Source organism: Bradyrhizobium sp. 195 (assembly GCF_023101665.1).
Classification (GTDB): Bacteria; Pseudomonadota; Alphaproteobacteria; order Rhizobiales; family Xanthobacteraceae; genus Bradyrhizobium.
Genome location: NZ_CP082161.1, coordinates 3,910,954 through 3,937,150, shown reverse-complemented (window position 1 = coordinate 3,937,150; position 26,197 = coordinate 3,910,954). Strand labels below are relative to the sequence as shown.

22 protein-coding genes, 1 tRNA gene and 1 pseudogene are annotated in these 26,197 nt (G+C 63.8%); 11 read left to right on the top strand and 13 right to left on the bottom strand.

The window, feature by feature from the left end; all coding sequences use genetic code 11:
- Positions 1–34: 34 nt before the first annotated feature.
- The 7 genes from gntR to IVB26_RS17950 all read left to right on the top strand — a co-directional run bounded on the left by gntR (position 35) and on the right by IVB26_RS17950 (position 6,462).
- Complete coding sequence (gene gntR, locus IVB26_RS17980; protein WP_247972865.1) at positions 35–1,135, top strand: HTH-type transcriptional regulator GntR; 1,101 nt, start codon at positions 35–37, stop codon at positions 1,133–1,135.
- A gap of 122 nt (positions 1,136–1,257) precedes the next feature.
- On the top strand, positions 1,258–3,087 hold the full coding sequence (locus IVB26_RS17975) for an IlvD/Edd family dehydratase (protein ID WP_247972864.1): 1,830 nt from the start codon (positions 1,258–1,260) through the stop codon (positions 3,085–3,087).
- A 163-nt stretch (positions 3,088–3,250) separates the two neighbouring features.
- Positions 3,251–3,982: an SDR family oxidoreductase gene (locus tag IVB26_RS17970; protein WP_247972863.1), complete on the top strand. Its 732-nt coding sequence runs from the start codon at positions 3,251–3,253 to the stop codon at positions 3,980–3,982.
- 18 nt (positions 3,983–4,000) lie between these two features.
- Positions 4,001–4,747 (top strand): SDR family NAD(P)-dependent oxidoreductase, encoded by a 747-nt coding sequence (locus IVB26_RS17965; RefSeq protein WP_247972862.1) that lies wholly within the window; start codon positions 4,001–4,003, stop codon positions 4,745–4,747.
- 7 nt (positions 4,748–4,754) lie between these two features.
- Positions 4,755–5,147, top strand: coding sequence for a GFA family protein (locus IVB26_RS17960; protein WP_247972861.1), 393 nt, complete (start codon positions 4,755–4,757; stop codon positions 5,145–5,147).
- 149 nt (positions 5,148–5,296) lie between these two features.
- Entirely contained in the window at positions 5,297–5,977 is a 681-nt protein-coding gene (locus tag IVB26_RS17955) for a site-2 protease family protein (RefSeq protein WP_247972860.1), read from the top strand.
- Between the two features lie 62 nt (positions 5,978–6,039).
- Entirely contained in the window at positions 6,040–6,462 is a 423-nt protein-coding gene (locus IVB26_RS17950; protein ID WP_247973200.1) for a hypothetical protein, read from the top strand.
- Here the strand turns inward: IVB26_RS17950 and IVB26_RS17945 are convergent.
- From IVB26_RS17945 to IVB26_RS17920, 6 genes are all read right to left on the bottom strand, one after another.
- The gene (locus IVB26_RS17945) at positions 6,450–7,268 is read right to left on the bottom strand and encodes a TonB family protein (RefSeq protein ID WP_247972859.1); all 819 of its coding nucleotides are present in this window, start codon (positions 7,266–7,268) and stop codon (positions 6,450–6,452) included. The genes IVB26_RS17950 and IVB26_RS17945 overlap by 13 nt on opposite strands.
- An 11-nt stretch (positions 7,269–7,279) precedes the next feature.
- A complete protein-coding gene (exbD, locus tag IVB26_RS17940; RefSeq protein ID WP_247972858.1) occupies positions 7,280–7,735 on the bottom strand; it encodes a TonB system transport protein ExbD in 456 nt (151 codons plus the stop codon).
- Positions 7,736–7,738: 3 nt separating this feature from the next.
- Entirely contained in the window at positions 7,739–8,707 is a 969-nt protein-coding gene (gene exbB / locus IVB26_RS17935) for a tonB-system energizer ExbB (RefSeq protein ID WP_247972857.1), read from the bottom strand.
- Positions 8,704–9,393 (bottom strand): Fe2+-dependent dioxygenase, encoded by a 690-nt coding sequence (locus tag IVB26_RS17930; protein ID WP_247972856.1) that lies wholly within the window; start codon positions 9,391–9,393, stop codon positions 8,704–8,706. Before IVB26_RS17930 ends, exbB begins: the two co-directional genes overlap by 4 nt.
- A 2-nt stretch (positions 9,394–9,395) precedes the next feature.
- Positions 9,396–11,798: a TonB-dependent receptor gene (locus IVB26_RS17925; protein WP_247973199.1), complete on the bottom strand. Its 2,403-nt coding sequence runs from the start codon at positions 11,796–11,798 to the stop codon at positions 9,396–9,398.
- A gap of 222 nt (positions 11,799–12,020) precedes the next feature.
- Complete coding sequence (locus IVB26_RS17920; RefSeq protein WP_025035676.1) at positions 12,021–12,260, bottom strand: hypothetical protein; 240 nt, start codon at positions 12,258–12,260, stop codon at positions 12,021–12,023.
- Positions 12,261–12,636: 376 nt separating this feature from the next.
- On the opposite strand from IVB26_RS17920, the gene IVB26_RS17915 reads away from it, so the two are divergent.
- The 3 genes from IVB26_RS17915 to IVB26_RS17905 all read left to right on the top strand — a co-directional run bounded on the left by IVB26_RS17915 (position 12,637) and on the right by IVB26_RS17905 (position 17,580).
- Positions 12,637–13,806, top strand: coding sequence for an efflux RND transporter periplasmic adaptor subunit (locus tag IVB26_RS17915; RefSeq protein ID WP_247972855.1), 1,170 nt, complete (start codon positions 12,637–12,639; stop codon positions 13,804–13,806).
- Positions 13,803–16,949 carry a multidrug efflux RND transporter permease subunit gene (locus tag IVB26_RS17910; RefSeq protein ID WP_247972854.1) on the top strand — a complete coding sequence of 1,049 codons (3,147 nt, stop codon included), beginning with the start codon at positions 13,803–13,805 and terminating at the stop codon, positions 16,947–16,949. The genes IVB26_RS17915 and IVB26_RS17910 overlap by 4 nt, the downstream gene beginning before the upstream one ends.
- A 64-nt stretch (positions 16,950–17,013) precedes the next feature.
- Entirely contained in the window at positions 17,014–17,580 is a 567-nt protein-coding gene (locus tag IVB26_RS17905; RefSeq protein WP_247972853.1) for an invasion associated locus B family protein, read from the top strand.
- Positions 17,581–17,590: 10 nt separating this feature from the next.
- Here IVB26_RS17905 and IVB26_RS17900 read toward each other — a convergent pair whose 3' ends face one another.
- The 7 genes from IVB26_RS17900 to IVB26_RS17870 form a co-directional block, all read right to left on the bottom strand.
- Positions 17,591–17,953 carry a DUF1428 domain-containing protein gene (locus tag IVB26_RS17900; protein ID WP_247972852.1) on the bottom strand — a complete coding sequence of 121 codons (363 nt, stop codon included), beginning with the start codon at positions 17,951–17,953 and terminating at the stop codon, positions 17,591–17,593.
- A 167-nt stretch (positions 17,954–18,120) separates the two neighbouring features.
- Positions 18,121–18,194, bottom strand: a tRNA-Gln gene (locus tag IVB26_RS17895).
- 158 nt (positions 18,195–18,352) lie between these two features.
- A complete protein-coding gene (locus tag IVB26_RS17890) occupies positions 18,353–19,423 on the bottom strand; it encodes an acyltransferase family protein (RefSeq protein ID WP_247972851.1) in 1,071 nt (356 codons plus the stop codon).
- Between the two features lie 221 nt (positions 19,424–19,644).
- Positions 19,645–20,547, bottom strand: a complete 903-nt coding sequence (gene rnz, locus IVB26_RS17885; protein ID WP_247972850.1) for a ribonuclease Z — start codon at positions 20,545–20,547, stop codon at positions 19,645–19,647.
- 30 nt (positions 20,548–20,577) lie between these two features.
- Positions 20,578–21,561, bottom strand: coding sequence for an antibiotic biosynthesis monooxygenase (locus IVB26_RS17880; protein ID WP_247972849.1), 984 nt, complete (start codon positions 21,559–21,561; stop codon positions 20,578–20,580).
- 15 nt (positions 21,562–21,576) lie between these two features.
- The gene (gene guaD / locus IVB26_RS17875) at positions 21,577–22,974 is read right to left on the bottom strand and encodes a guanine deaminase (RefSeq protein WP_247972848.1); all 1,398 of its coding nucleotides are present in this window, start codon (positions 22,972–22,974) and stop codon (positions 21,577–21,579) included.
- 15 nt (positions 22,975–22,989) lie between these two features.
- On the bottom strand, positions 22,990–24,207 hold the full coding sequence (locus IVB26_RS17870; protein ID WP_247972847.1) for a multidrug effflux MFS transporter: 1,218 nt from the start codon (positions 24,205–24,207) through the stop codon (positions 22,990–22,992).
- A gap of 513 nt (positions 24,208–24,720) precedes the next feature.
- Between IVB26_RS17870 and IVB26_RS17865 the strand changes: the two are divergent.
- Positions 24,721–26,185 (top strand): annotated as a pseudogene (locus tag IVB26_RS17865) (amidase).
- The last annotated feature ends 12 nt before the right edge of the window (positions 26,186–26,197 follow it).

The following is a 26,197-nucleotide window of genomic DNA, read 5'->3' as shown; positions in this document are numbered from 1 at the left end:
TTGTTTGCGGGACCGACTGTGTTATGAGCAGCAAATGGGTCGAAAACGCACCAAGTCAGGCAAAATCCGGTTGGCGGAAGTCGCCGAGCTTGCCGGCGTCAGCCCCATTACAGCGTCCCGCTTCTTTCGTAATCCGGAGGCCCTGTCGGTCGCCAAGCGGACGCGGGTCGAGAGCGCGGCCAAGGAGCTCGGCTATGTCCCGAACCTTGCGGCACGCGCACTGGCCTCGCAACGCACCGAGGTCATCGGTGTCTTGATTCCCTCTCTCACCAACAACGTGTTCTCGGACGTGCTACGCGGCATCTACGATGCGTCCGAAGGCAACCGTTACTCGATCCAATTGTCCAACACACGCTACAGCATTCTCCAGGAAGAGAAGCTGCTGCGTCTGTTTCTGGCGCAGAAGCCGGCCGGACTGATCGTTACCGGCATCGACCAGACCGCGGAATCGCGCGCGATGCTGGAGGCCGCCGACTGCCCGATCGTGCAGATCATGGAGATCGGCCCCGATCCGGTCGACATGATGATCGGCTTTTCGCACTATGATGCAGCCCGCGCAGCGGTTGCGCACCTGTTCGAACAAGGCCGCCGCAGGATCGGCTTCGTCGGCGCCCGCATGGATCCGCGGGTGCAGCGGCGGCTGGACGGATATGTCTCGGCCATGAAAGACACCGCATTGTTCGAGCAGCGCCTCGTCGTCACGACCGCGACGCCGACCTCGGTGACGCTCGGCGGCGCCCTCTTCACCGATCTGCTGGCGCGAGAGCCCGACCTCGATGCAGTGTTCTGCGCCAATGACGACCTCGCGCTCGGCGTTCTGTTCGAATGCCGGCGCCGCGAGATCGCGGTCCCCGACCAGATCGCGATCGTCGGCTTCAACGATCTCGAATTCATGGCGTCCGCCGTCCCCACCCTCACCAGCGTGCGCACCAACCGCTACGAGATGGGCAAGACGGCCGCCACCATGCTGATCGATGCGATCGACGGGCGGCGCCCGGAGCAGCCGGTGCTCGATCTCGGCTTCAAGGTGATCGAGCGGCAAAGCTCGTCGCCGCGCCATTCGGAGAGCAGGCCAGCCGTTTCAGGCGCGGGTGCGGCGAACAAAATGGTAGCGTTACCAAGTGGCCATGACTAGTATTGCACTCATGAGGAAACGCCCCGCCAGCGGGCCAGCGATCCATCATTCGCGCCGTTGGGCATCGCACAAGCCGACGCCCTAGGACGGACGCCAGTGCGTTTGCATTGCAGGAGAAGCCAATGACAAAAAAACCAACCAATGGGCACGCGCCCGCCGGCAACGGCTCAGGACGCCACCTTCGCTCGCAGGAATGGTTCAACAACCCGCACAACCCGGGCATGACCGCGCTCTATATGGAGCGCTACCTCAATTACGGCCTCACCCGCGCCGAGCTGCAGTCCGGCAAGCCGATCATCGGCATCGCCCAGACCGGCAACGACCTTTCTCCCTGCAACCGACACCATATCGAACTTGCCCACCGCGTGCGCGAGGGCATCCGCGAGGCCGGCGGCATTGCGATGGAATTCCCGACCCATCCGATCCAGGAGACCGGCAAGCGCCCGACCGCCGCGCTCGACCGCAACCTCGCCTATCTTGGCCTGGTCGAGATCCTCTACGGCTATCCGCTCGACGGCGTCGTGCTCACCACCGGCTGCGACAAGACCACGCCGGCCTGCATGATGGCGGCGGCGACCGTGAACCTGCCCGCGATCGTGCTGTCGGGCGGCCCGATGCTCAACGGCTGGCATGCCGGCGAGCGCACCGGCTCCGGCACCATCGTCTGGAAGTCGCGCGAGCGGCTCGCCGCGGGCGAGATCGACTATGAGGAGTTCATGGAGATCGTGGCCTCCTCGGCGCCCTCGGTCGGCCATTGCAACACCATGGGCACCGCTTCGACCATGAACGGGCTTGCCGAAGCACTCGGCTTCTCGCTGCCGGGCTGCGCGGCGATCCCCGCACCCTACCGCGAGCGCGGCCAGATCGCCTACGAGACCGGCAAGCGCGCCGTCGAGATGGTCTGGGAAGACCTCAAGCCTTCGGACATCCTGACCCGCAAGGCGTTCGAGAACTGCATCGTGATCAATTCGGCGATCGGCGGCTCGACCAACGCGCCGATCCACATCAACGCGCTGGCCCGCCACATCGGCGTCGAGCTCACGATCGAGGACTGGCAGAAGGTCGGCCACGACGTGCCGCTGCTGGTCAACATGCAGCCGGCCGGCTTCTATCTCGGCGAGGAATTCCACCGCGCCGGCGGCGTGCCGGCGGTGGTGCGCGAATTGATGAAGCACAAGCGCATCCATGAAGACGCGGTCACCGTCAACGGCCGCGGCATCGGCGAGAACTGCAAGGATGCGCCAAAGCCCGACAACGACGTGATCTGGGCCTACGACAAGCCGCTGGTGAAGGACGCCGGCTTCCTGGTGCTGAAGGGCAATTTGTTCGATTCCGCGATCATGAAGACCTCGGTGATCTCCAAGGAATTCCGCGACCGCTATCTCAGCAACCCGAAGGACCTCAACGCCTTCGAGGGCCGCGCCATCGTGTTCGAGGGGCCGGAGGACTATCACGAGCGGATCGACGATCCCGCGCTCGACATCGACGAGCGCTGCGTGCTGTTCATCCGCGGCACCGGGCCGATCGGCTACCCCGGTGGCGCCGAGGTCGTGAACATGCAGCCGCCCGCGGCGCTGATCAAACGCGGCATCCTGTCCCTGCCCTGCATCGGCGACGGCCGCCAGTCCGGCACCTCGGGATCGCCCTCGATCCTGAACGCCTCGCCGGAAGCTGCCGCCAACGGGGGCCTCGCGATCCTCAAGACCGGCGACAAAGTCCGCGTCGACCTCAACAAGGGCAGCGCCAACATCCTGATCTCGGACGAGGAGCTGAAGAAGCGTCACGCCGAGCTGAAGGCCGATGGCGGCTTCAAGCATCCCGAAAACCAGACGCCGTGGCAGGAGATCTATCGCAACACCGTCGGCCAGCAATCGACCGGCGCCTGCATGGAGCTCGCCACGCGCTACCAGAACGTCGCCGGCACGTTCGGCGTGGCGCGGGATAATCACTAGCAGCCACACCGTCATTGCGAGCGTAGCGAAGCAATCCAGAGATATCTCCGCGGCGACAGTCTGGATTGCTTCGTCGCACCAGTGCAAAATTGCTACGCAATTTTGTCAAGGCTCCTCGCAATGACGCTGGGTTGGCACTCGAATGAACTCAAGGGAGAAGAAAATGGCAGACCGCCTCAAGGGAAAGCGCGCCGTCATCACGGCTGCAGCGGCAGGCATCGGGCGCGCATGCGCCATCGCATTCGCGCGTGAAGGCGCAACCGTCATTGCCACCGACATCAACGAAGCGGGCATCGCTGGCTTGACCAAGGAAGGCATCGCCGAGGTCGCAAAACTCGACGTCCGCAACACTGCCGACGTCAACGCCTTTGCCAAGCGCGTCGGCAAGATCGACATCCTGCTCAATGCGGCAGGTTTCGTGCACCACGGCACCATCCTGGAGTGCTCGGAAGAGGATTTTGATTTCTCGTTCGACCTCAACGTCAAGTCGATGCACCGGACCATCAGGGCCTTCCTGCCCGAGATGCTGGCGGGCGGCGGCGGCAGCATCGTCAACATCTCGTCCTGCGCGGCGCTGCGGCCGCCGGCCAACCGTTACGTCTACAGCTCGTCCAAGGCGGCAGTATCGCTGCTGACGCGCGCGGTCGCGCTCGACTTCATCACCAAGGGCATCCGCTGCAACTCGATCTGCCCCGGCACCGTCGAGACGCCCTCGATGCTCGACCGCGCCGCCGCGCAGGGACCGCAGGGCAAGGAGATGTTCGTCTCCCGTCAGAAGATGGGCCGGCTCGGCACCGCCGAGGAAATCGCCAACATGGCGGTCTATCTCGGCAGCGACGAGAGCGCCTTCACCACCGGCGTCGACCTCGTCGTCGACGGCGGTTACATGCTCTGACGCCGGGAGATCAATCGCATGAACAAGATCGATCTCAACGGCCGCGTCGCCATCGTCACCGGCGGCGCACAGGGTTTTGGCCGCGCGATCACCGAGCGTTTTGTCGCCTCCGGCGCCAAGGTCGCGATCTGGGATTTCGATGCGGCTCTGGCTGAGAAAACCGCAAAGGAAATCGGCGATAGCGTCCGCGTGTTCAAGGTCGACGTCACCGACACCGCAGCGGTCGAGCAGGCCCGCGATGCGACGCTGGCCGCCTTCGGCAAGATCGACATCCTCGTCAACAATGCCGGCATCGCCGGAATCAACAAGCCGGTCTGGGAGACTGACCTCGAGGAATGGCGCAAGGTGCTGCGCATCAACCTCGACGGCCCCTTCATCGTCTGCAAGGCCATCGTGCCCGCGATGCTCAAACAGAAATACGGGCGCATCGTCAACATCGCCTCGATCGCCGGCAAGGAAGGCAATCCGAACGCCTCGCATTATTCGGCCTCCAAGGCCGGCCTGATCGCGCTGACGAAATCGCTCGGCAAGGAGCTCGCCGCCCACGACATCCTCGTCAATGCGGTGACACCGGCGGCCGCGAAGACGGCGATCTTCGACCAGATGACGCAGCAGCATATCGACTTCATGCTGTCGAAGATCCCGAAGGGGCGCTTCGTGCTGGTGGAAGAGCTCGCCGCGATGGTGAGCTGGCTCGCGTCGGAGGACTGCGCGTTCTCGACCGGCGCGGTGTTCGACATCTCGGGCGGTCGCGCAACCTATTGAGGACGTCATGATCCGGGAAGGTGGATGCCTGTGCGGCGCGATTCGGTTCAAGGCTGAGGGCGAGCCGCTCAACGTTCGTGTCTGCCATTGCCGCACCTGCCAGAAGGCGATGGGCTCGCCCTTCTTCGCCCGGGCGCAGTTCGACCAGCGCGCGCTGACCGTCGAAGGCGACACCGCCCGCTACGCGTCCTCCGAGAACATCGACCGCGTGTTCTGCAAGCGCTGCGGCACGCGGCTGTTCGCCTGGCGGCGTAATGGCACGCTCGCAGGCGTGTCCCTCTCCGTTTTCGACGATCGCAACGCCTTCGCGCCGACCGAGCACATATGGGTGTCGGAAAAGCCCGACTGGCTGAAGCTCGACGACGGTCTGACTCAACATCCAGGGACGATCCCGGCATAGTTGCGCGATCGCACGGCAGCGTGCTGCGGTCGGATCATTTGCGGCGTGGCATTTCGGGACAGGCCACCCTATGTTGACGTGAAGCGTCGCTGCACCGCCGGTTTGGCTGAACGGCTGCAAGGCCGCGAGCGAACCGGGACGGACGAGCCGTGAACATTTCCTTTTATGACCTGTCGGTGTGGGTGCTGCCGCTCGTGCTCGCCATCACCTTCCACGAGGCCGCGCATGCCTTCGTCGCGGACCGGCTCGGGGACAACACGGCCTCGCAGCTCGGCCGCGTCAGCTTCAATCCGCTCAGGCACATCGATCCGTTCGGCACGCTGATCCTGCCGGCGATGCTGCTGTTTGCGCATTCGCCGTTCCTGTTCGGCTACGCCAAGCCGGTGCCGGTGAATTTCCGCAAGCTCAACAACCCCAGGCTCGACATGGTCTGGGTGGCGCTGGCCGGACCCGTCACCAATATCCTATTGGCGCTCGCCGCCGCCCTCGCCTTCCATGCCCTGCCCCTGGTCCCCGCGAGCTCGGCGAAATGGGTCGCGGACAACCTCAAGAATGCCCTCGTGATCAACGCGATCCTGGCGGTGTTCAACATGATGCCGATTCCGCCGCTCGACGGCGGGCGCGTCGCGGTCGGGCTGTTGCCGCGGCCCCTCGCCGTGCCGCTGGCCCGCCTCGAGCCGTTCGGAATGCTGATCCTGATCGCACTCCTGATCCTGCTACCGCTTGCGGGGTCCCGGTTCGGTCTAAATCTTGATGTTATTTCAGCAATACTGCGAACGTTGACCGGTTATGTGATTCAGGCTGTTCTCTTCCTGACCGGCAATGCGTAGTTGAACAGCGACACCGAACACAAGCCGAAGGGCCAGAGGCCGACTTGGTCAAAGCTGCCGATATGCTGATCGCGCGACGCGCGGATACCCGCGCCCGCGCCGATTTCGCCACCTGGAAGATGATGGCCAAGCTCAACGGTTCGTCCGCGCTGCCGCCGGAGGCCCAGGAATTCCTGGCGAGCTACCAGAACCTGTTGGCGCAAATGAGCGAGGGTGAAGCCACCGAGGCCACCATCGGCGCGATCTACAAGGCCTATTATGCCGAGATGGGTGGCGCGGGAACCCCGCCGGACGTCCGCCCACGCGCGGCTGAGCCGGCCGCGGACAATGTTACCGCCTTCCGCCGCCCGGCACCGAAGCCGAAGAAGGCCGCTTCCTTCGGGGCGGCGGCGTTCGCGGGCTCCCAGAAACGGCCGCTGCCGGTGGCGCTGATCTTCGCCTGCCTGGTCGTGGTGTATGTCGGCATCAGGCTCTACTGGCGCTGAGCAGACTTCTTCGTTTTCTTCTCTTCCCGCGGCTTGAACTTGATCTCGACGGTGCGCTCGAACCGGTCGTCGGTGAGCTCGGTCGGCGGGACCGGGAAAGGATCGGATTTGTGGACCATGGAGATCGCAGCGGCATCGTAAGCCGCGTCTCCGGACGATTCCACGACATCGACCGAAACCACGTTCCCTCTGCGGTTGAGTGCGAAGCTCACCTTGGCTTTCTGGTCCTTGGGCTCCTTGCCCTCCGGGTTGACCTTGTGCGCGGCGAGATGCGCACTGATCTTGCGGTTCCAATCGGCCGTTAGCTTCAGCAGGTCTTTGCCGATGCCAAGCACCGGCGCCATGGCCTTCTCGGCCTCGCGCGTTGCGTCTTCGAAAGTCTGCCGATCCGCGGCAACCGACTTCTGGGATGCCTCCATGGCCGGCGTTTCAATCGCGGCCACCTTCGGATCGTCGTCCTGTTCCTTCTTCGGCTTGTTCTCGGTGACGATACGATCGGCATCCTCGACTTGCTGCGGCCGATCCTGCGGAAGGTCGGTCTCCTTCGTCTCGGTCTTTTGCTCAGGCAGTGCCGGGCGCTCTTCCGACTCGTCCGATTCTGTCGGCGCGAGGGGCAGATTGGCCTCCTGAACCGGAGGCGAAGTCATTTCCACCGCGAACTCCGCGCCGGCTGCCCCCAGACCGTCGCCGTCATCATCGGCTTGCAGGTGCGCCAGCGCGAGCGCTGCGCCACCCAGATGAAGCACGAGCGCCGCTACCGCGGCGAGGATCCAGAGCTTCCGGGATGGTCTGAGTTCGTCCGACATAGCGGGCCTTCTTAAGGCTGAGCGGCGCCTGCCGCAGGCGCCCCCGGAGCGCCTTCCAGCGCCACCAGTTTCACCCGCGTATAGCCGCCTGAGCGCAAGAGCTCCATGATGCCCATCAACTCCCCATACGGCACCGATTTGTCGGCGCGCAGGAAGACGTACTTGTCCTTGCTCATGTCGGACAATCCGTCGAGCGTCCCGATCAGCTCGGCCCGGTGGACCGCGTTTTCTCCGATGGCAAGCGTCAGATCGGGCTTGATGCTGAGATAGGTCGGCTTGTCCGGCTTCTTCTGCGGCGTCGCGCTGGAGGTCGGCAAGTCGATCGGCAGATCGACTGTGGAGAGCGGCGCTGCGACCATGAAGATGATCAGCAGCACCAGGATGACGTCGATGAACGGCGTAACGTTGATGTCATGCGTTTCCGAGAAATCGTCGTCGTCATCGTTGTCTGCGAGCGAAACGGCCATGGTTCACTCCGCTGCGCGCGAATGCACGCTGCCGTGGCTGCGGTCGAGATCGCGCGAGAGCAGCCGGCCCGCGGTGCCCGAGGCGCGGCTGACGAGCTCGAGATAGCCCTTCGTCACGCGCGAGAAGTGGTTGTAGATGATGACGGCGGGGATCGCGGCGACGAGGCCGATCGCGGTGGCGAGCAGCGCCTCGGCGATGCCGGGCGCAACGACAGCAAGGTTCGTGGTCTGCGACTTCGAGATGCCGATGAAGCTGTTCATGATACCCCAGACCGTGCCGAACAGGCCGACGAAGGGGGACGTCGAGCCGATGGTCGCGAGCACGCCCATGCCGATCCGGATGCGTCGTGCCTCGGCGCGCACGATCTCGGAAAAGCTGGAGGCCGCGCGCTCCTTGATGCCGGCGTCGCTGGACAGGCCGGCCGACATCCGCGCCTCGCGCAGCGCTGCCGCGAGGAAGGACGGCAAAATCCCCTCCTTGGATCCGAGCGCCATCTGCGCTTCGGCGAGGGAGCGCGTCTCAGAAATCTTCTTCAGCGCCGAACGAAGCTTAGTGGATGCGACCGACAGTTCGATCGATTTGGCGATGAAGACGGTCCAGGTCATCAGCGATGCAAAGGCGAGCCCGATCATCACCGCCTTCACGATGACGTCGGCCGACATGAACATGACCCAGGGCGACAGTTCCTTCATCGCCGGCGCGACGGCGGCCGCCGCATCGGGTTTGGCGGTGGTCGAGACGGTGGCCGCGGGGGACGCCGTCGGAGCAGCCGGGGCGGTTGCCGTCGAAGCCGAAGGCGCCGGGGCAGCAGGTGCAGTCACCGCCGGAGCCGGACCGGCCGGGACAGGCTGAGCCGCCGATTGCGCCGCTGCCGGCGGGGTTTGCGTCTGGGCGGAAACAGGAGATGCGAGCCAGGCGGCCGCCAGCATCGCGGCGGCGGCAAGGCTTGCTTTGGAGGTCATGGTCTTCATACTTCGGCCCAGTAGCGAATGAGGTTGTGATAGATACCCGTCAATTTGACCGTTTCGGGATCGTCACGCCCGAGCCGTTCCACCAGCGCCTGTATCGCGGTGTCGAGGTCAAAGATCATGCTCCGGGCTTGATCGTCCCGTATCATGCTCTGAAGCCAGAAGAAAGACGCAACCCGCGTTCCCCTCGTCACGGGGGTGACGAGATGGAGGCTGGTCGAGGGATAGAGCACGCAGTCGCCGGCTGGCAACTTCACTTCGTGCGAGCCGTAAGTGTCCTCGATCACAAGTTCGCCACCGTCGTACTCTTCCGGCTCGGCGAGGAACAGCGTGACCGACAGGTCTGTGCGGATGCGAAGGCCGGTTAGACGGTCACCGCGGATCGCATTGTCGACATGCAGGCCGAAATGGTGGCCGCTGCTCGCCGCATAGCGGTTGAACAACGGCGGGAAAATCTGGAGCGGGATTGCCGCCGCGAGGAAGCGCGGATTCGACGTCAGCGCCGAGATGATGCGGTTGCCGAGTTTTCGCGCGACTTCGCTATCGGGCGGCAGTTGCTCGTTGCGTTTGACCATCGCCGACTGCGCGCCGGCGGTGGAGCGGCCGTCCTCCCATTCGCTGGCATCCATGATGCGGCGGAAATCCGCCACATCATCCTTGCTGAGAACGCCTGGCAGGCACGTCAACATGATCAGAACTTCGCTGTGGTCACGACGTAGAACGCCCGGCCGGGCGCGACCGCCACGAACGGCACCGCGCTGCGATAGAACGAGTCGTAATAGAGCTTGTTGGTCAGGTTCTGCGCGTAGAACTTCATGGTCCAGTTCTGGTCGATCTTCTTCTCGACGAACGCATCGAAGCGCCAATAGCTCGGCAGCTCGTTGGTGTTGGCCGCAAAGGTGCCGCCGTAAACCTTCGAGCGGTACACCGCCTGCCCGCCGAGCTCCCAGCCGCCGTCGAATTTGTACTTGGTCAGCATGCTGAACGACTGGTGGGCAACGTTGGCAAGCTGCAGGCCGAGATTCGAGGCAACGCCGCTCTGCGTGACCTTCGACTGCATCAACACCAGGCCGCCAAAGATGCTCCAGCGATCGGTGATCTTGCCCTCGGCTTCGATGTCGATGCCTTGGATCCTATAGGCCGCGCCCGATGTCAGCAGGCCGGCGACGGTCTCGCGCGCGTTGTCCTTGGTGGTCTGGAACAGCGCACCGGTCACCAGCAGGTGGCGATCAGCAAGCTCCCATTTGGTGCCGAGCTCGATCGCCTTGTTGCGCTCGGGCCCGAGCAAGAGAGTCGAGTTGGGCGGAACGCCGCCGTAGTCGGTGGCGGTCGCGTCCAGTTCAGAACCGAACGGATTGGCCGAGGTCGCGTAGGCCGCATAGATGCTGCCGATCGACATCGGCTTGTAGACCAGGCCGACGTTGTAGTTCACCAGATCGGCGTTCTGCTTCACATAGCTCGCATTGTTCGACGCGCTCTGGCTATAGCCGTCGTAGCGCACGCCGCCGTTGACGATGATGGTGTCCTGCCAATTCGCGGTGTCCATCACATAGACGCTGCTGGTGTTGACACCGTAGCGCGTTGGATTTCCGACCAGCGAGGGGATGCCGAAGCCGGAGAGATTAGTGTATTGAGGCGAATACAGATTGACACCCGAGATCGCGCCGGCGCTCGTGAAGGGCGAGCCGGCCAGCTCTGCCGCGAGACCGGCGTAGCGGTCGATCGAGATGTTCTCGTTCGCATACTCGACGCCGAACACGGCGGTGTGCTTGACCCCGCCGGTGTCGAGCTTGAACGTGGCCTCGTTCTGGTTGGCCCACACGTCCACGTTCTGATACCGGCTCTGCGCGCTCGCCGTCGTGGTCCAGAGCAGCGGATTGGGGCTGGTCGTAATCGGGTTCTGCGGCAGCGTGCCGATGTAGTTGAGCACCGAGTGCTCGCCGCGCACCTTGCTCGTCAGCGTGATGGCCTCGTTGACCTTGTACTCGATGATGCCGGTGCCGAAATCCTGTCGCGCGGTCTGGAAGTCGCGGTTGAGGAAGCCGTACCAGTTTCCGCGCGGAATGCCGGCCGAGGTCACCGGGACATTGCCCTGCCTGTAAAAGGGCACGCCGAAATCGGGATAGCCGCTGAGATCGGTATGAACGTAATTAGTCGTGATCTTGATGTCGGTCGTCGGGGTGTACTTGGTCGAGATGAAGGAACCCCAGCGATTGTCTGTCACGAAATTGCGCCCGGCGACATTGGCGTCCTGGAACAGGCCGCCGGTGCGAACCGAGAAGGTCGGATCGATGACCTGGTTCACGTCGAGCGTGACGCGCTTGGTCATGTCGGTGCCGAACTCGGAATCCACGCGCTGGAAGTTGCGATCACCGGCCTGCTTGGTGACGATGTTGATGGCGCCGCCGGCGGTGCCGCGGCCGGCGTAGGAGGATGCCGGGCCGCGCAGAATTTCGATCTGCTCGGTAAAGAAGTTCTCGCGGATCGACACGGCGGGATCGCGGATGCCGTCGATGAACACGTCGTTGCGGGCGTCGAAGCCGCGGATGAAGAAGCGGTCGCCGAACGCATTGCCGCCTTCGCCCGAGCCCAGCGTCACGCCTGCGGTCGAGCGCCCGATCTCCTTCAGCGTCGTTGCGTTCTTGTCCTCGAGCACTTCCTTGCTGAGCACCGTGATGGACTTGGGGGTGTTCAGCATCTTCTCGGGAAACTTGCCCGAGGCCTGGACGTGGTCGACCTTGTAGGGCGCGGCCGGATCGGCATAGGGATTGCCGTCGGGAGCGCCTGACGGCGCAGTCGGCGCCGCCTGCTGGGCCGCCTGCTCGCGCTGCGCGGCGCGACGAAGCGCGTTGCGGGCCCGGATTTGCTCCGGCGAAGGCTTCGAGGCCGTCGGACGCGGACGCGCGACAGGAGCGTCGACCGTCACCGGCGGCAGATTCGACTGCTGCGCCTGCGCCGCGCTCGACACGGACGCCGCTGCGATCAAGCTCGCAACCGCGGAGACCTTCTTGCCGGAAACGCCCGCGAACTTTTCATTCCCCAGATCGAATGCTGCGACCGAACGCAACGACTTCGGTGCGACCACCTGCCCCATTACCAAACGCCCCATCTTCCTGTTCGCTCACTCACTTCGACGAACGATGGGTTGTTGGTATCGGCCGCAAAATAGTGGGTCAATGCGAGCGCCTCGCAAGAACCCTTGAATCAATCCAGATCAAAACAATTCTAAACTGCAGTTTGAAATCGTTCTAAACTAAGACTGGACTCATTCTAAAGACGACGCCAAATGCGTGCAATTGACGGCGTGCTTTCAGCATCAATCGCTGCTCGGCGGCTTCATCAGCGAGAACAATTCATCGACGGTTTTCTGCGCGACCGCGCGCACGCGATCGGTGTTGTCCATCCCCGCGATGTTGACGCCATTCACGACGGCCTTGATCTCGTCTCGGAAGTCGGTGAGGAAGCGCAAGGGATCGCGCTGCTCGTTGGCCACACGCGCGATCAATCCCGTGATCAGAATCTGACACGCGATCAGCTTGCCGTTCAATTCGTCCATGCTGCGCTCCCTTGTGGCGGCGCCGATATGGACGATGCCGAAATTCCTGACAACCGAAACAGCTTCCGCGGTATTTAGAACCGTTCTTGTCGCCGGCACCGAGATGCGGCTCGGCGCGGCGCCATCGAGGTTGAGCACACCGTCTGCGAGTGCCGCACAAGACTTGCCCGCGGGCCGGCCCGGCCGGGAAAATGCAGCGCTGCACAGCGCAGCGCCAGACCACTGCCCAGGGGGTGCAAAGCTTTCCAATTGTTTAGGATTCTCAACTGATAGTGCTGTTTACACTGGAACTTGGCGTGTATTATACAAACGCGGTGGAACCCTGCGATTGCCCCGTAATTCGTAGCTGAGGGCATACGAGCCGATACGAGACGACATGAAAAAGTCCCGGCCGATCCTCTGGCTTCTGATCATCGCGGCCGTGGCCTCCGCGGGTTACTATGGTTGGCAGAAATTCGGGCCTGAGGCCGGAGCAACCAAGACCGCCCAGAAGGGGCCACCCCGCCCGCCCGCCGTCCCCGTAAGCGTTGCGCCGGTTCAGAAGCTCGACTTCCCGGTCTACCTGACCGGTCTCGGCACAGTTCAGGGCTTCAACACCGTCCAGGTCCGCAGCCGGGTCGATGGTCAGATCGACAAACTCGCCTTTAAGGAAGGGCAGATTGTCCAGCAGGGCGAGCTTCTGGTCGCGATCGATCCCCGTCCGTATCAAGCCACGCTCGATCAGGCCAAGGCCAAGAAGGCGCAGGACGAGGCGAGCCTGGCCAACGCCAATCTCGAACTCCAGCGCGCCATGAAGCTCGGCGAATTCGCGACCGCCCAGCGGGTTGATACCCAGCGCTCCACAGTCGCCCAGCTCACCGCCCAGATCGCCGCCGACGAAGCCGCGATCGCCAACGCCCAGACCCAGCTCGACTACACGCAGATCAAGGCGCCGATCACGGGGGTCGCAGGGCTCCGCCAGGTCGACATCGGCAACATCGTCAACGCCTCGACGCAGACGGGCATCGTCACGATCTCGCAGGTCGAGCCGATCACCGTGATCTTCACGGCACCGGAAGACCAGCTCCCCTATATCAGCGAAGGCCAGCAGGCCGGTGCACTCAAGGTGATCGCCTTCACGACCGACGGCAAGAAGACGCTGGCCGAGGGCAAGCTCGCGGTCATCAACAATCAGGTCGACACCACCAGCGGCACCATTCGGCTCAAGGCGGTGTTCGACAACAAGGACCACACGTTGTGGCCGGGCCAGTCGGTTTCGACGCGGCTTCTGGTTCGGACCCTGAAAGACGCGACCGTGGTTCCCGATGATGCGGTCCAGCATTCGACCAATGGCCTGTACGCTTATACCGTCAATCAGGACAACAAGGCCGAAGTACACAAGATCAAGGTCAGCTACAGCATCGACGGACGCTCGGTCGTCGATGAAGGCCTGATCCCCGGGCAGCAGGTCATCACCGGCGGTCAGTTCAAGGTGCAGCCCGGAAGCCTCGTCTCCACAGCGGTGGCGAGCTCGGATCCGGCGCAGAACAAGGTTCGACAGGAATGACCGAGGGCGGGATTTCGGCACCTTTCATCCGTTATCCCATCGGCACCTCGCTGCTGATGGCCGGCATCCTGTTCGTCGGCCTCGTTGCCTACCCGCTGCTGCCGGTCGCGCCGCTGCCGCAGGTGGACTTCCCGACCATCCAGATCACCGCCAACCTGCCCGGCGGCAGCCCCGAGACGATGGCCTCGTCGGTGGCGCAGCCGCTCGAACGGCAATTCGCCCAGATCCCCGGCATCGCCCAGATGACCTCGACGAGCTATCTGGGCACGGCGTCGATCACCATCCAGTTCGACCTCAATCGCAGCATCGACGGCGCCGCCAACGACGTCCAGGGTGCCATCAACGCCGCCAGCGGCCAACTGCCGAAGAACCTGCCCTCGCCGCCGACCTACCGCAAGGTCAACCCGGCGGACGCCCCGATCCTGCTGCTGTCGGCAACCTCCGAGACGTTGCCGTTGACCAGCGTCAGCGACGCCGTCGACGCCCAGCTCGCCCAGCAGATCAGCCAGCTTTCGGGCGTCGCGCAGGTCTTCATCGGCGGACAGCAGAAACCTTCGATCCGCATTCAGGTCGATCCCGGCAAGCTTGTGGCAAAGGGCCTGTCGCTGGAAGACGTGCGCAGTGCGATCGCGATCACCACGGTCGACAGCCCCAAGGGCAATATCGACGGCGAGAGGCGCGCCTATACGATCTATGCCAACGACCAGCTCACGCACTCGAAGGACTGGAACGACGTCATCATCGCCTATCGCAACGGCGGTCCGTTGCGCATCCGCGACATCGGCCAGGCGGTCAGCGCCGCCGAAGACTCCAAGCAGGCGGCCTGGGCCAACGGCAAGCGCGGCGTGTTCCTGGTGATCTTCAAGCAGCCCGGCGCCAACGTCATCGAGACCGTCGACCGCATCAAGGCCACCCTGCCGCGGCTGGTGGCGGCTATTCCGCCCGCCATCAAGATCGAGCTGATCAGCGACCGCACCACGACGATCCGTGCCGCGGTCGAAGACGTCCAGTTCACCCTGCTCCTGACCATCGCGCTCGTGGTCATGGTCATCTTCATCTTCCTGCGCAGCTTCTGGGCCACCGTGATTCCCACGGTGACGGTGCCATTGGCGTTGCTCGGCGCGTGCGCCTTGATGTGGGTGGTCGGCTATTCGCTCGACAATTTGTCGCTGATGGCGCTCACCATCGCGGTCGGATTCGTGGTCGACGACGCCATCGTGATGCTCGAGAACATCACCCGCTACATCGAGGAAGGCGACTCGCCCATGGTGGCCGCCTTCAAGGGTTCCAAGGAAATCGGCTTCACGATCGTCTCGATCAGCATCTCGCTGGTCGCGGTGCTGATCCCCCTGCTGCTGATGGGCGGCATCATCGGGCGCCTGTTCCGCGAGTTCGCCGTGGTGCTGGCGATGACCATCTTCGTCTCGATGTTCGTGTCGCTGACGCTGACGCCGATGATGGCCTCGCGCTTCCTGCGCGCGCATGGCGAGGTGACCCACGGCAAATTCTACCAATGGAGTGAGCGCGCCTTCGACGGGCTGCTGCGCGGCTACGAATACGTGCTTGACCACGCCCTGGCCTGGCGTCGCACCACGCTGGCGATCTTCTTCGCCACGCTCGGATTGTCGATCTACCTGTTCGTCCTGATCCCGAAGGGCTTCTTCCCGCAACAGGACGTCGGCCTCATCACGGCCACATCCGAAGCCTCGCAGGACATTTCGTTCAAGGAGATGGTCAGGCGCCAGGAGGAGCTCGGCAAGATCATCATGGCCGATCCCGACATTGCCAGCATTGCCATGGCGATCGGAGGCAGCGGTCGCGCCGGCAACAACGGCAATTTGTTCATCACGCTGAAGCCGCGCGACCAGCGCCAGGCTTCGGCGCAGGAGATCATCGCGCGGCTGCGTCCGCAGTTCGACAAGGTCGAGGGCGCCCGCCTCTACATGCAGGCGGCCCAGGACGTCCGGCTTGGCGGCCGGCCGACCCGTACGCAGTTCGAATTCACGCTGCAGGACGCCAATCTGGAGGAGCTCAACGAATGGGCGCCAAAGATTCTCTCCAAGATGCAGACGCTGCCGCAACTGCGCGACGTCGCGACCGACCAGCAGACGCGGGGCACCACCGTCCAGCTCAAGATCAACCGCGACACCGCCTCGCGCTACGGCATCCAGCCGCAGATGATCGACGACACGCTGTATGACGCCTTCGGGCAGCGGCAGGTTACGCAGTATTTCACTCAGCTCAACACCTACAAGGTGATCCTCGAAGTCCTGCCGGAAATGCAGGGCAGTCTCGAGACATTGAACAAGCTCTATCTGAAATCGCCGCTGACCGGCGAACAGGTGCCGCTGTCGACCTTCGCGACCTGGACCACCGATCCGGTCCGCCCGCTCTCGATCAGCCACCAAGGCCAGTTTCCGGCGATCACGATCAGCTTCAACCTCGCCCAGGGCGTCGCGCTCGGCCAGGCGACCGAGGCCGTGCAGAAGGCGATGGCCGATCTCGGAACGCCGCCGACGCTCAATTCCAGCTTCCAGGGCACCGCGCAGGCGTTCCAGCAGTCGCTCGGCACCGTGCCGCTGCTGATCCTCGCCGCGCTCGTCGTGGTCTATCTGATCCTCGGCATCCTCTACGAGAGCTACATCCATCCGATCACGATTCTGTCGACCCTGCCCTCGGCCGGGGTCGGCGCGCTGGCGATCCTGATGGCGGCCGGCTTCGACTTCAGCCTGATTGCGTTGATCGGAATCATTCTCCTGATCGGCATCGTGAAGAAGAACGGCATCATGATGGTCGACTTCGCGATCGCCGCCGAACGCGACGAGCACAAGACGCCGGCGGAATCGATCCGCCAGGCCGCGCTGCTGCGCTTCCGCCCCATCATGATGACGACGATGGCCGCGCTGCTCGGCGGCGTGCCCTTGATGCTCGGTCACGGCACCGGCGCCGAGATCCGCCAGCCGCTCGGCTACGCCATGGTCGGCGGCCTGATCGTCAGCCAGGCACTGACGCTCTTCACCACGCCGGTGGTCTATCTCTATCTCGACGAGCTCAACAACTGGTTCTCGGGCTGGGGCCGTCCGGGTGATGGTGACAGTCACGAGACGGTCGAGCACCGCACCGTCAAGGAAGCCGCCGAGTAAGCTTGCGCCGCGTCTCCTGCGACGCTACAGCGAGACCCCCGGTTCACGCCAACGTGGTTTCGCCATGCCCATGCAATCCCGATTTGTCGCCATCGCCGCCGCGGTCCTGTTATCGACGGGGTTCGCCTATGCGCAGCAAGGCGCGAAGAAGAACGCCCCTGCCCCGGCGGCACAGCCTGCGCCGGCTCCGACGCAAGCACAGGCTGACGGCGCGCCGGCGCAGCAGCCCGGCTGGATCGTGCGCTGCACCAGCGTGAGCCGCGAGGCGCCGCTCGAATGCGCGATGGAGCAGAACGCGGTGCTGACCAAGACCGGCCAAACCATTGTCCTCGTCAACATCCGCATCGCGCCCGACACCCGCACGCCGGTTGCATTGCTGCAATTGCCGCTCGGCCTCAATCTTCCCGTCGGCGCCAAGCTTCAGGTCGACGAAGGCAAGACGGTCGATCTCCAGATCCAGACCTGCGAGAACCGCGGTTGTTACGCCTCGACCCCGATCGCGGCCGACCTGCTGGGCGCTTTACGGTCGGGCAAGCAGCTCAAGGTCTCCTTCCAGAACATGGCCAAGGAGACCATCGCGATCCCGATGCCGCTCGGCGACTTCGCGGCGGCTTACGACAAGATCAAGTAAGAATTGATCGTCAGCCGATGACGTCGCTGGCCCGGAGCAGCGTGGTGAAGCCGCCGTAGATCATGCGCTTGCCGTCGAACGGCATGCCCTCCATCTTCAGCCGCGGATCTGCCATCACCTTCTTGTTGACGGCATCGCGGGTCTCCCGATCGCGGTAGACGATCCAGGCGAACACCACGACCTCGTCCTCCTTCGCCATCACCGCACGCGGAAACGAGGTGAGCTCCCCATAGGGAACGTCGTCAGCGATGCATTCGACATAATCGAGCGCACCATGCTCCATCCAGAGCGCGCAGGCGGTCGAGGACAGCGACTTGTAGGCATCGACCTTGTCCTTCGGCACGGCCAGAACGAAACCATCGACATAGGGCATCACGGATCTCCCAGGGTTGTATGACCCAAGGACGATGGAGCGCGCGGCGTTCCGACCGGGACATGCGATTTTTAGATGAGGCAAACCGTCGCGACGCGCGGCCAACGGACTTCATCGCCGCCGAGCGGCACACCGAGGGAACTGCGACCGTGGAAAAGCGCCGGAACTGGCTGGGGAACCTGGATTCGAACCAAGACAAACAGAGTCAGAGTCTGTTGTGCTACCGTTACACCATTCCCCACCGAAGAGCTTGAAATGACTAAGCTTTCTTCGGAAGTTCTGCAAGGCTGGCCGAAAGGTTTGCAAATCAGCGGCTCGCAGGCCGCTCATATAGCCGCGCTGATCTTCGCGGTCCAGTCCTTCTGTGAACATCGACAGCCTGTTCTTGCTGCGTTCGCATCAAGCCTTTCCGATAGCCTCACGCCCGTCCAATTGTCGTAAGGAATCCGGCGCCCCCTTGCGGTTATAGAAAAGCGAGCGGCGCGCCCGATCAATCCATCGCTGGACCGTGAATTCAAATGCGAGCGCGACGACCGTGGATGCGAGCAGGATGCCCAAAGTCTGAAGCAGAATTCGCCAATGGCTCACAATGTGCGGATTGGTCAGCGTGATCGGATCAAACAGCTGCAAATTGATCGCGATCTGTATGAAGAGAAAATGCGAGAGATAGACGCCATAGGAGGCGTCGCCCAATGTGGTCGACAGCGGTCCATTGACCCTCGCGAAGAGCGTCGGAATCACGATGCTGGTTGCGACAACCAGCGGCACGCCCTGAACGATGCCCCCGTGATAGTCGACGTCGGCATACACGTCGCCCAGGAGATAAAGGCTGTAGAGGCCGGCGAGCCAGTAGCCCGCACGCGTCGACCATGTCAGGCGATCCCGCAACGAGAAAAGCACAACCCCAGTGCCGAAATATCCGATCTGGCTGTAGAACGGGAAGTAAGCCCATTTCCATTCGCAGAAGTGAAGAATGACCAGCTTGATCGCGAAGGCAGCGACCACCAACCCGGCGAGCCATTTTCTGTTGAGTAGAAGCAAGGCTGGCAGTAGCGCGTAGAAGACGATTTCCGCGCTGATCGACCATGCCTGAGGAACCAAGAGATATGTGGTGCTGTGCATGGCCGAATAGAGATCGAGACCCACCAGCGACAGGTTGATCACATAGGGCCGCTCATCCGTTCGGAGAGAATCGAAGATGCCGCTCTCGTTCGCCGGGTTCCACAAATGGAGTGCGAACGTAGCGATCAGGACAGTCAGGTAGAACGGGTAGAGCCTCGCAAAGCGGCTGGCCATGAACGCAGCAGGCCGCCCCGGATAATGCCGCTCATAGGCGGCGGCCATGTAGAAGCCACTGATGATGTAGAAGACCTCTACCGCGGCCAGGCCCCCGATTGTCTGGTGGATGACGCCGAACTGGCAATGAAATCCGACGACGATCGCCGCCAGCAGAAAACGAACTGTCCCCATCAGCCCCACACCCGTTGGCCTGCGAACCTAGCCCTGCAATCGACACTGAACAAGCGGGCGCCGCGCTCGGAGCGGCCACGGTATTGCAACGGTGCAGGAATTCGGCGCGGCCGGCGCTTGCGGATCGAAGTCTGCGCGCTTGGGCGTTGCGGTTGCGAGCAGCGCCAACCGGGCCGGTCTTCACCTGCGGCAACAGCAGCGGCACATTGTCGAAGGCGCGACTAGATCACCATGTGATCGAAGTCGGCTGCGATCCCAGTGTTCGGAAAGATCCTCGCCGCCTCGGCCAGGATCTCATCGTCCTCGTATCGTCCCGACATATGAGTCAGCACGAGTTGGCGGACGTTGTTCGCGGCGGCAAAGGCGGCCGCTTCCGCCGCGGTGAGATGGCCGTAACCCCGCGCGGTTGCGGCGTCGCGATCGAGGAAGGTCGCCTCGATCACCAGCATATCTGCGTCAGCAACGTAGCTGGACAGTCCGTCGGTGGTTTCGGTGTCACCGATCACGACGAGCTTCTTGCCGCCGCTCGGCGGGCTCAGAACGTCTTCCGGATCAATCGTTCGATCGGCGATCACGACCGGCCGTCCTGCAGCCAGTTCGCCGCGCATGGGACCATCCGGGACGCCAAGCGCCGCAAGGCGATCGGGCCGAAGGTGGCGACGTGCAGGGCTTTGAAACACGAAACCAAAGCTGTCGGTGTCGCGGTGACGGACCGGAAAGCAGGCGATGGTGAAGTCGCCGGCGTCGATGACCTGTCCTTCGGCCAGGGCAGCGAATTCGACCGCGATCGGCGCCCTGCCCGCGCCCCACAGGCCGGCGAGCATCCGGATGACGATGTCGAGCGTCCCCTGCCCGCCATGAATCGTCATCATTTCGGCGCTCTGCCGCAAGCCCAGGGTTGAAAACAGTCCGGGGATGCCGAGCACGTGATCGAGATGAGCGTGCGTCAGCAGCACGCGGTCGAGCCGCCGAAAGCCGGTGCCACTGCGCAGCAATTGGCGCTGCGTGCCCTCGCCGCAATCGACCAGGATGCGCTGGCCCGCGGCTTCCACCAGGAGCGCCGGATGGTTGCGCTCCGCCGACGGAACGCTGGCCGAGGTTCCGAGAAATGTCAGGGCGAACATGGTCGTTACGTGTCCGGCGGTGGACGGGTCTCACCGCCCCCAATGCCACGCGAGCAGCAGCGCGTACAGGCCCATCGACGCCGCATAGAGCACGGCAAGGAGTGCGTAGCCCGCGATCTGGCGACTGATCGCCGCCTTCGGCCTGACCCACCAATCGAGTGCCTTGAAGGCGGCGGGCACCAGCCACCAGCCGAGCAACTGGGTGCTGACGAGATTGCCGACGAAGAGCGACAGCCAGATTGGCACGCCGTTTCTGTCGATCAGCGGCGCGCTGACAAAATAGCCCCAGAGATAGACCACGGGATAGAGCACCAACAGCACGATGAGGTTGCTCTTCCAGATCAGGCTTGGGCTCTGCTCCGGAGCCTGGGCTTTGCCGGCCGGGAACCAGAAATTGAAGCCGTAGCTCGCCCGCTTCACGTTCATGCCAGCGTTGAAGCGCTCGCCTTCACTCAGCAGCGTCTGCCGCAACGGCGAGTCGAGCCATGCGTTGAGGTTGGCATCGCTGTCGAACGTCAGAATGACGATCCACTCGTCGTGAAGGCCCGGAATTGGCCGTTCGATCTTGTGGCGCAAGAACCCCTTGAACTCGGCCTCCGCGGCCTGGATGCGCTGCTGCCATTTGAGAAACGCGTCCTCGAGCCCATCCGGCACAATGAAGGAGATGACGGCGGAGACCGCATTGTCACGCTGGACGCCGCTGTCGGGCAGGATATGGACGTCCTCCGAACCGACGAAGAAGCGCTGCACCTCGCCGATCCGCCGCGTCCGCTCCTCGCTTTGAAGCCAGGCGCGCGCTGCAGCCGGGCTTGCGAAACGCAAGACAGTCACCCAATCAACATGGGCCGGCGGCCGCGGCGGCACGACCTCCTGCCCCAGGAAGCCGGGCCAGGCCTTGAGTGCCTCGCCGACCTCGCCATTCCAGCGCGCGAACGCGGCAAAGCCGTCATCGGCGATGCGGCGCTGGATGACGAGGGCGACCGGCTGTCCGGCCGTATCCGGAGATGCGCTCATCGGCGTCCGTCCGCTTCAGTTCTTCTTGTAGAGGCGCTTGCCCATCACCCAGGTCTCGTCGACGCAGCGATCGTCGCCGACCATCATGACGGCGAACAGCATGCTCGCGGCCTCATCCATCGTGCGCGGGCCGGCGCCATCGGCGATCAGCGACTGATGCCACGCTTGCGCGACTTGCCCGCCATTCGGATCGAGCGCGACGAAATCGGCCTCCTTGCCGGGCTCGAAATTGCCGAGCTTGTCGTCGATATAGAGGCCTTCGGCGCCGCCGAGCGTGATCGACCAGAAGCCGCGATAAGGCGAGAGCTTGTTGCGCTCGGCCTCCGCAAGATCCTTGCGCGTGGGATCGATGCTGCCGTCGAGCAGCGTGTTGTTGCACATGCCGACCTTGTAGGCGTCGTCGAGCACCGAGATCATCGAGAAGCGGTTGCCGCCGCCCACATCGGTGCCGAACGACATCTTGACGCGATGCTCCGGATCGGTGGCGCGGCCGAGGCGGAACAGGCCACTGCCGAGGAACAGGTTCGAGCACGGGCAGAACACCACAGCGGCGCCCTTCTTCGACATGCGGCGAAACTCGTTGTTCGAGAGATAGACGCCGTGACCGCCGGAGAATTTCGGACCGACCAGGTCGAACTTCTCGTAGACGCCGAGATAGTCCTGGCAGTCCGGATGCTCGACCAGCACGCCGCTGCATTCGGCCGGGTTCTCGGAGATGTGGGTGTTGACCCAGCAGTCCGGATGCTCGTGCTTGAGGCGCTGGCACGCTTTCAGCAACTCCGGCGAGGCGCCGAAGGCGAAGCGCGGCGTGATGGCGTAGAGGTTGCGGCCCTTGTTGTGATACTCTGCGATCAGCCGCTTGCTGTCGCGATAGAAATTCTCGGGCGTATCGATGAAATCGGCGGGCGCGTTGCGATCGATGCCGGTGAGGCCCGCGATCACGCGCATGTTGCGGCGGGCTGCTTCCTCGAACAACTCCTCGGTTGAAACAGGCGAGGAGCTCGTGAAGGCCTGGCAAGTGGTGGTGCCGGACGCCAGCAGCGCGTCGAGGAAGCGCTTCACGCCCTCGCGCGCATAGTTGCGGTCCCGGTATTTGAGCTCTTCCGGATAGACCCACTTCTGGAGCCACGGCAGGAGCTGCTCGCCGTAAGCACCGAGCACGCGGGTCTGCGGCAGATGGATGTGGCCGTCGATGAAGCCGGGGACGATGATGCGATCCTTGATATGGGTGATCTCGACGCCGGGGTGCGCGTCAGCGATGGTCTCGTAGGGACCGAATGCCTTGATGACGCCGTCCGTGACGACCATGAGGCCGTCCTGGTGAAACCGCGCGGCGGCCTGCTCGTTGCCGACATGCTTCCAGGGATCGTCGACGAAGTCGAAGAACGTGCCGCGAATACCGACCGTGGTCATGATGTGGTTCCTTCCTTAAGTCTGTGTGGCGTGGCGCACCGCAGGCAACGAGATCGCGAGCAGCGTGCCCGCAACGGCGCAGAGGCCGAGATAGAGCCATCCGATCGGCGCCTGCGTCGCTTCGGGCAATACCGCCGTGATCGCCATGGAGCCGCTCACCGCGAGATAGCAGAGCGCGCTGATGAGGCCGCCGATCAGGCCGTGGTCGCGCTCGAACAGGCCGAGGGCCATGCCGTACATCATCGGACACAGCACGCCGCAGCCGCCGAGCACCAGCGCGCCGCCGATTGTGATCGACACGAAATCGAGACCGATGGTCATGCCTGTTACGGTCAGGACCGCCGAGCCGGCGAGAAACAGCGCGAAGGCGCCAAAGCCGAGCATCCGGGCCGGCATGAATCGCGCAAAATGCGCGCAGCCGAGTTCGCCGGCGAGATTGACGCCGCCAAGGCCGAGCGCGACGAGGCCGTAGATGGCCGCGGAATAACCGAGGCCGGTCTGGTAGAAGAACGGCGCGACGACGCCGAATGCCAGCTGCGCGCTCGCTGCTGCGGCAAACACCAGGACGAAAGCCAGGAAGCCCGGACGGCGCAGCGCATCGCGCAGGATGCCGGCCGTGCGGCGCGGATCGAACGGTGCCCGCCGATCAGCGGGCAACGTTTCGGGAAGAAGGAATACGACGATGGCGGCAACGATCGCCGCGGCAACGGCGATGATGACGAAGACGCCGCGCCATGACGTCAGCTCGACGATGAAGCCGCCGGCCGCGGGCGCAAGCACAGGTGCGAGCCCCCACGCAGCGCCAAGCAGGCCGGAGATCGCCGTGAGCTCACGACCGCGAAAGCAGTCGGCCGCAACCGCATAGGCGACGACGAGGCAGGTGCAGCCGCCGACGCCTTGCAGGAAGCGCAAGCCAAGCAGCAGCGAGGCGCTGGTGGCGAGCGCACAGGCGATGCTCATCGCGATCAGCACCGACAGCCCCGCGAGCAAGACCTTGCGACGGCCGAGCGTGTCGGAGGCGATGCCGACCGGCACCAGCGCCAGACTCATGCCGAGCATATAGGCGGTGACGGTGTTCTGCATCGAGGCCGCGTCAGTGGCGAGATCCATCACCATCTGCGGCAGGCCGGGCGTGTAGGCATCGAGCGGAATCTGGCTGAACGGCACGACGCACAACAGGATCGGCACGATCCCACCCCTGGCGCGACCGGCGTCCGAAGCGAGTGCAGTCATGGATTACGCCCCTCGGTTCCCGCGGGCCCCGTCTTTTCGTGCGCGCAATAGGAGGCGACGATGCGGGTTGCGGACATTGTCTCGCGGAGCCTGCCAGAACTGTGTGTAAGAATTCTTAGGAGCGCCCGTATCGAGACGGCCTCTGCCGGCTGATGCTCTGGCCCGGGACCGCCAAACAAAAACGCGAAAACAACCCCATGCAAAGTACAAATCATTGAAGAATCTCGCGCCGCACGGCGCGTGGCCTGCCAGCGCGGACGTTTGACACGTCGGGCAAAGCAGGCGCAGAACTGCATGATGGCCGCTTGTCAGTTCCGCCCTCGCGCCGATCCGTTAACGGGTCGGAAGGCATAGCTGCTTTGGAGCCCGGCCTGCGCATCGGTGCCGCCGGCAAGCAGATCTGGTGCCCATTGCGCCGCCTCCTCATCCCGCTTTCAAAATTGCATGTTCGGGGCCCGGATCGCTTTGCATCCGGAAGTCTCGACACGGCGATGGAATCCAACGGAGTTCGTGATGACCGCTGATGGTGCTGAGTGGGACTATGGTTCGATCAGCAAACTTCTGGGCGCCTTGCGCGCGGGCAAGATGTCTGCGTCGGAGCTGCTCGAACATACGATCGCGCGCATCGAGGCGCTGGACGGGCGGATCAACGCGATCATCGTTCGCGATTTCGATCGAGCGAGAGACGCCGGGCGCGCCGCTGATGCTGCGCTTGCGCGCGGCGAGCGGCTGCCGCTGCTCGGCATTCCGGTGACCCTCAAGGAACCGTTCAACGTTGCCGGCCTGCCGACGACCTGGGGCTTTCCGCATTTCAGGGATTTTCAACCGAGCGAGGTTGAAGGCGGCGGGCGCCGTCATCATCGGCAAAACCAATATCCCGATCGGGCTCAGGGATTTCCAGAGCTATAACGAAATCCACGGGACGACGAACAATCCGTGGGACCTCGGCCGGTCGCCCGGCGGCTCCTCGGGCGGATCGGGCGCGGCGCTGGCCGCGGGCTTCGGTCCGCTCTCGATCGGCTCGGATATCGGCGGCTCGATCCGCGTGCCTGCGCATTTCTGCGGTGTGTTCGGACACAAGCCGAGTCTCGGCCTGGTGCCGCTGCGCGGATACGGTCTGCCGCCGGCACCACCCGTTCCCGGCCACGGCGATCTGGCTGTCGTCGGGCCGATGACGCGCACGGCTTCGGACCTTGCGCTGGCGCTCGACGTGATCGCCGGCCCCGACGAGACGCGCGAGGGGATCGGCTATCGCCTTAAGCTGCCCGCCCCGCGGCATGACAATCTCAGGGATTTCAGGATCCTCGTGATCGATACCCATCCGCTGATGCCGACGGGCGACGCCGTACGTTCTGCCGTTGGGCGATTGGCCGACCGGCTCGACGGATCGGGCGCACGGGTCGCGCGCGCGAGCACGTCGTTGCCCGACCTCGCCGCCTCCGCGCGGCTTTACATGAAACTGTTGAACGGGGCGCGGAGTCCGCGCCTGACACCGGCCGCCCTCGCGGAGGCGCAAGAAGGTGCCGCAGCACTCGCGCCCAACGACCGCAGCCTGCAAGCCGAGCGCGCTCGCGGCTGGGGGATGCTCCATCGCGAATGGCTCGCGACTGACGCGGCCCGCCTGCAGCTACAACAGAAGTGGTATCAGTTGTTCCGCGAGTTCGACGCGGTGATCTACCCGTGCGCAGCGGTGCCGGCCTTTCCGCAGGACCAGTCCGAACCGTTCGACGCGCGACAGCTCGACATCGACGGCAAGCTCTACAATTACGCCGATGCATGCTTCATCTGGGCCGACCCCGCCTCGACCTGCGGGCTTCCTGCAACCGCCGTTCCGATCGAGCGCACGCCTTCGGGCCTGCCGATCGGCGTCCAGATCATCGGGCCGTACCTGGAGGACCGGACGACGATTGCACTGGCCGGGCTGATCGAGCGCGAGTTCGGTGGCTTCGTCGCGCCGCCGGGGCTGCCTGCCAAATAATACGCCGCGATG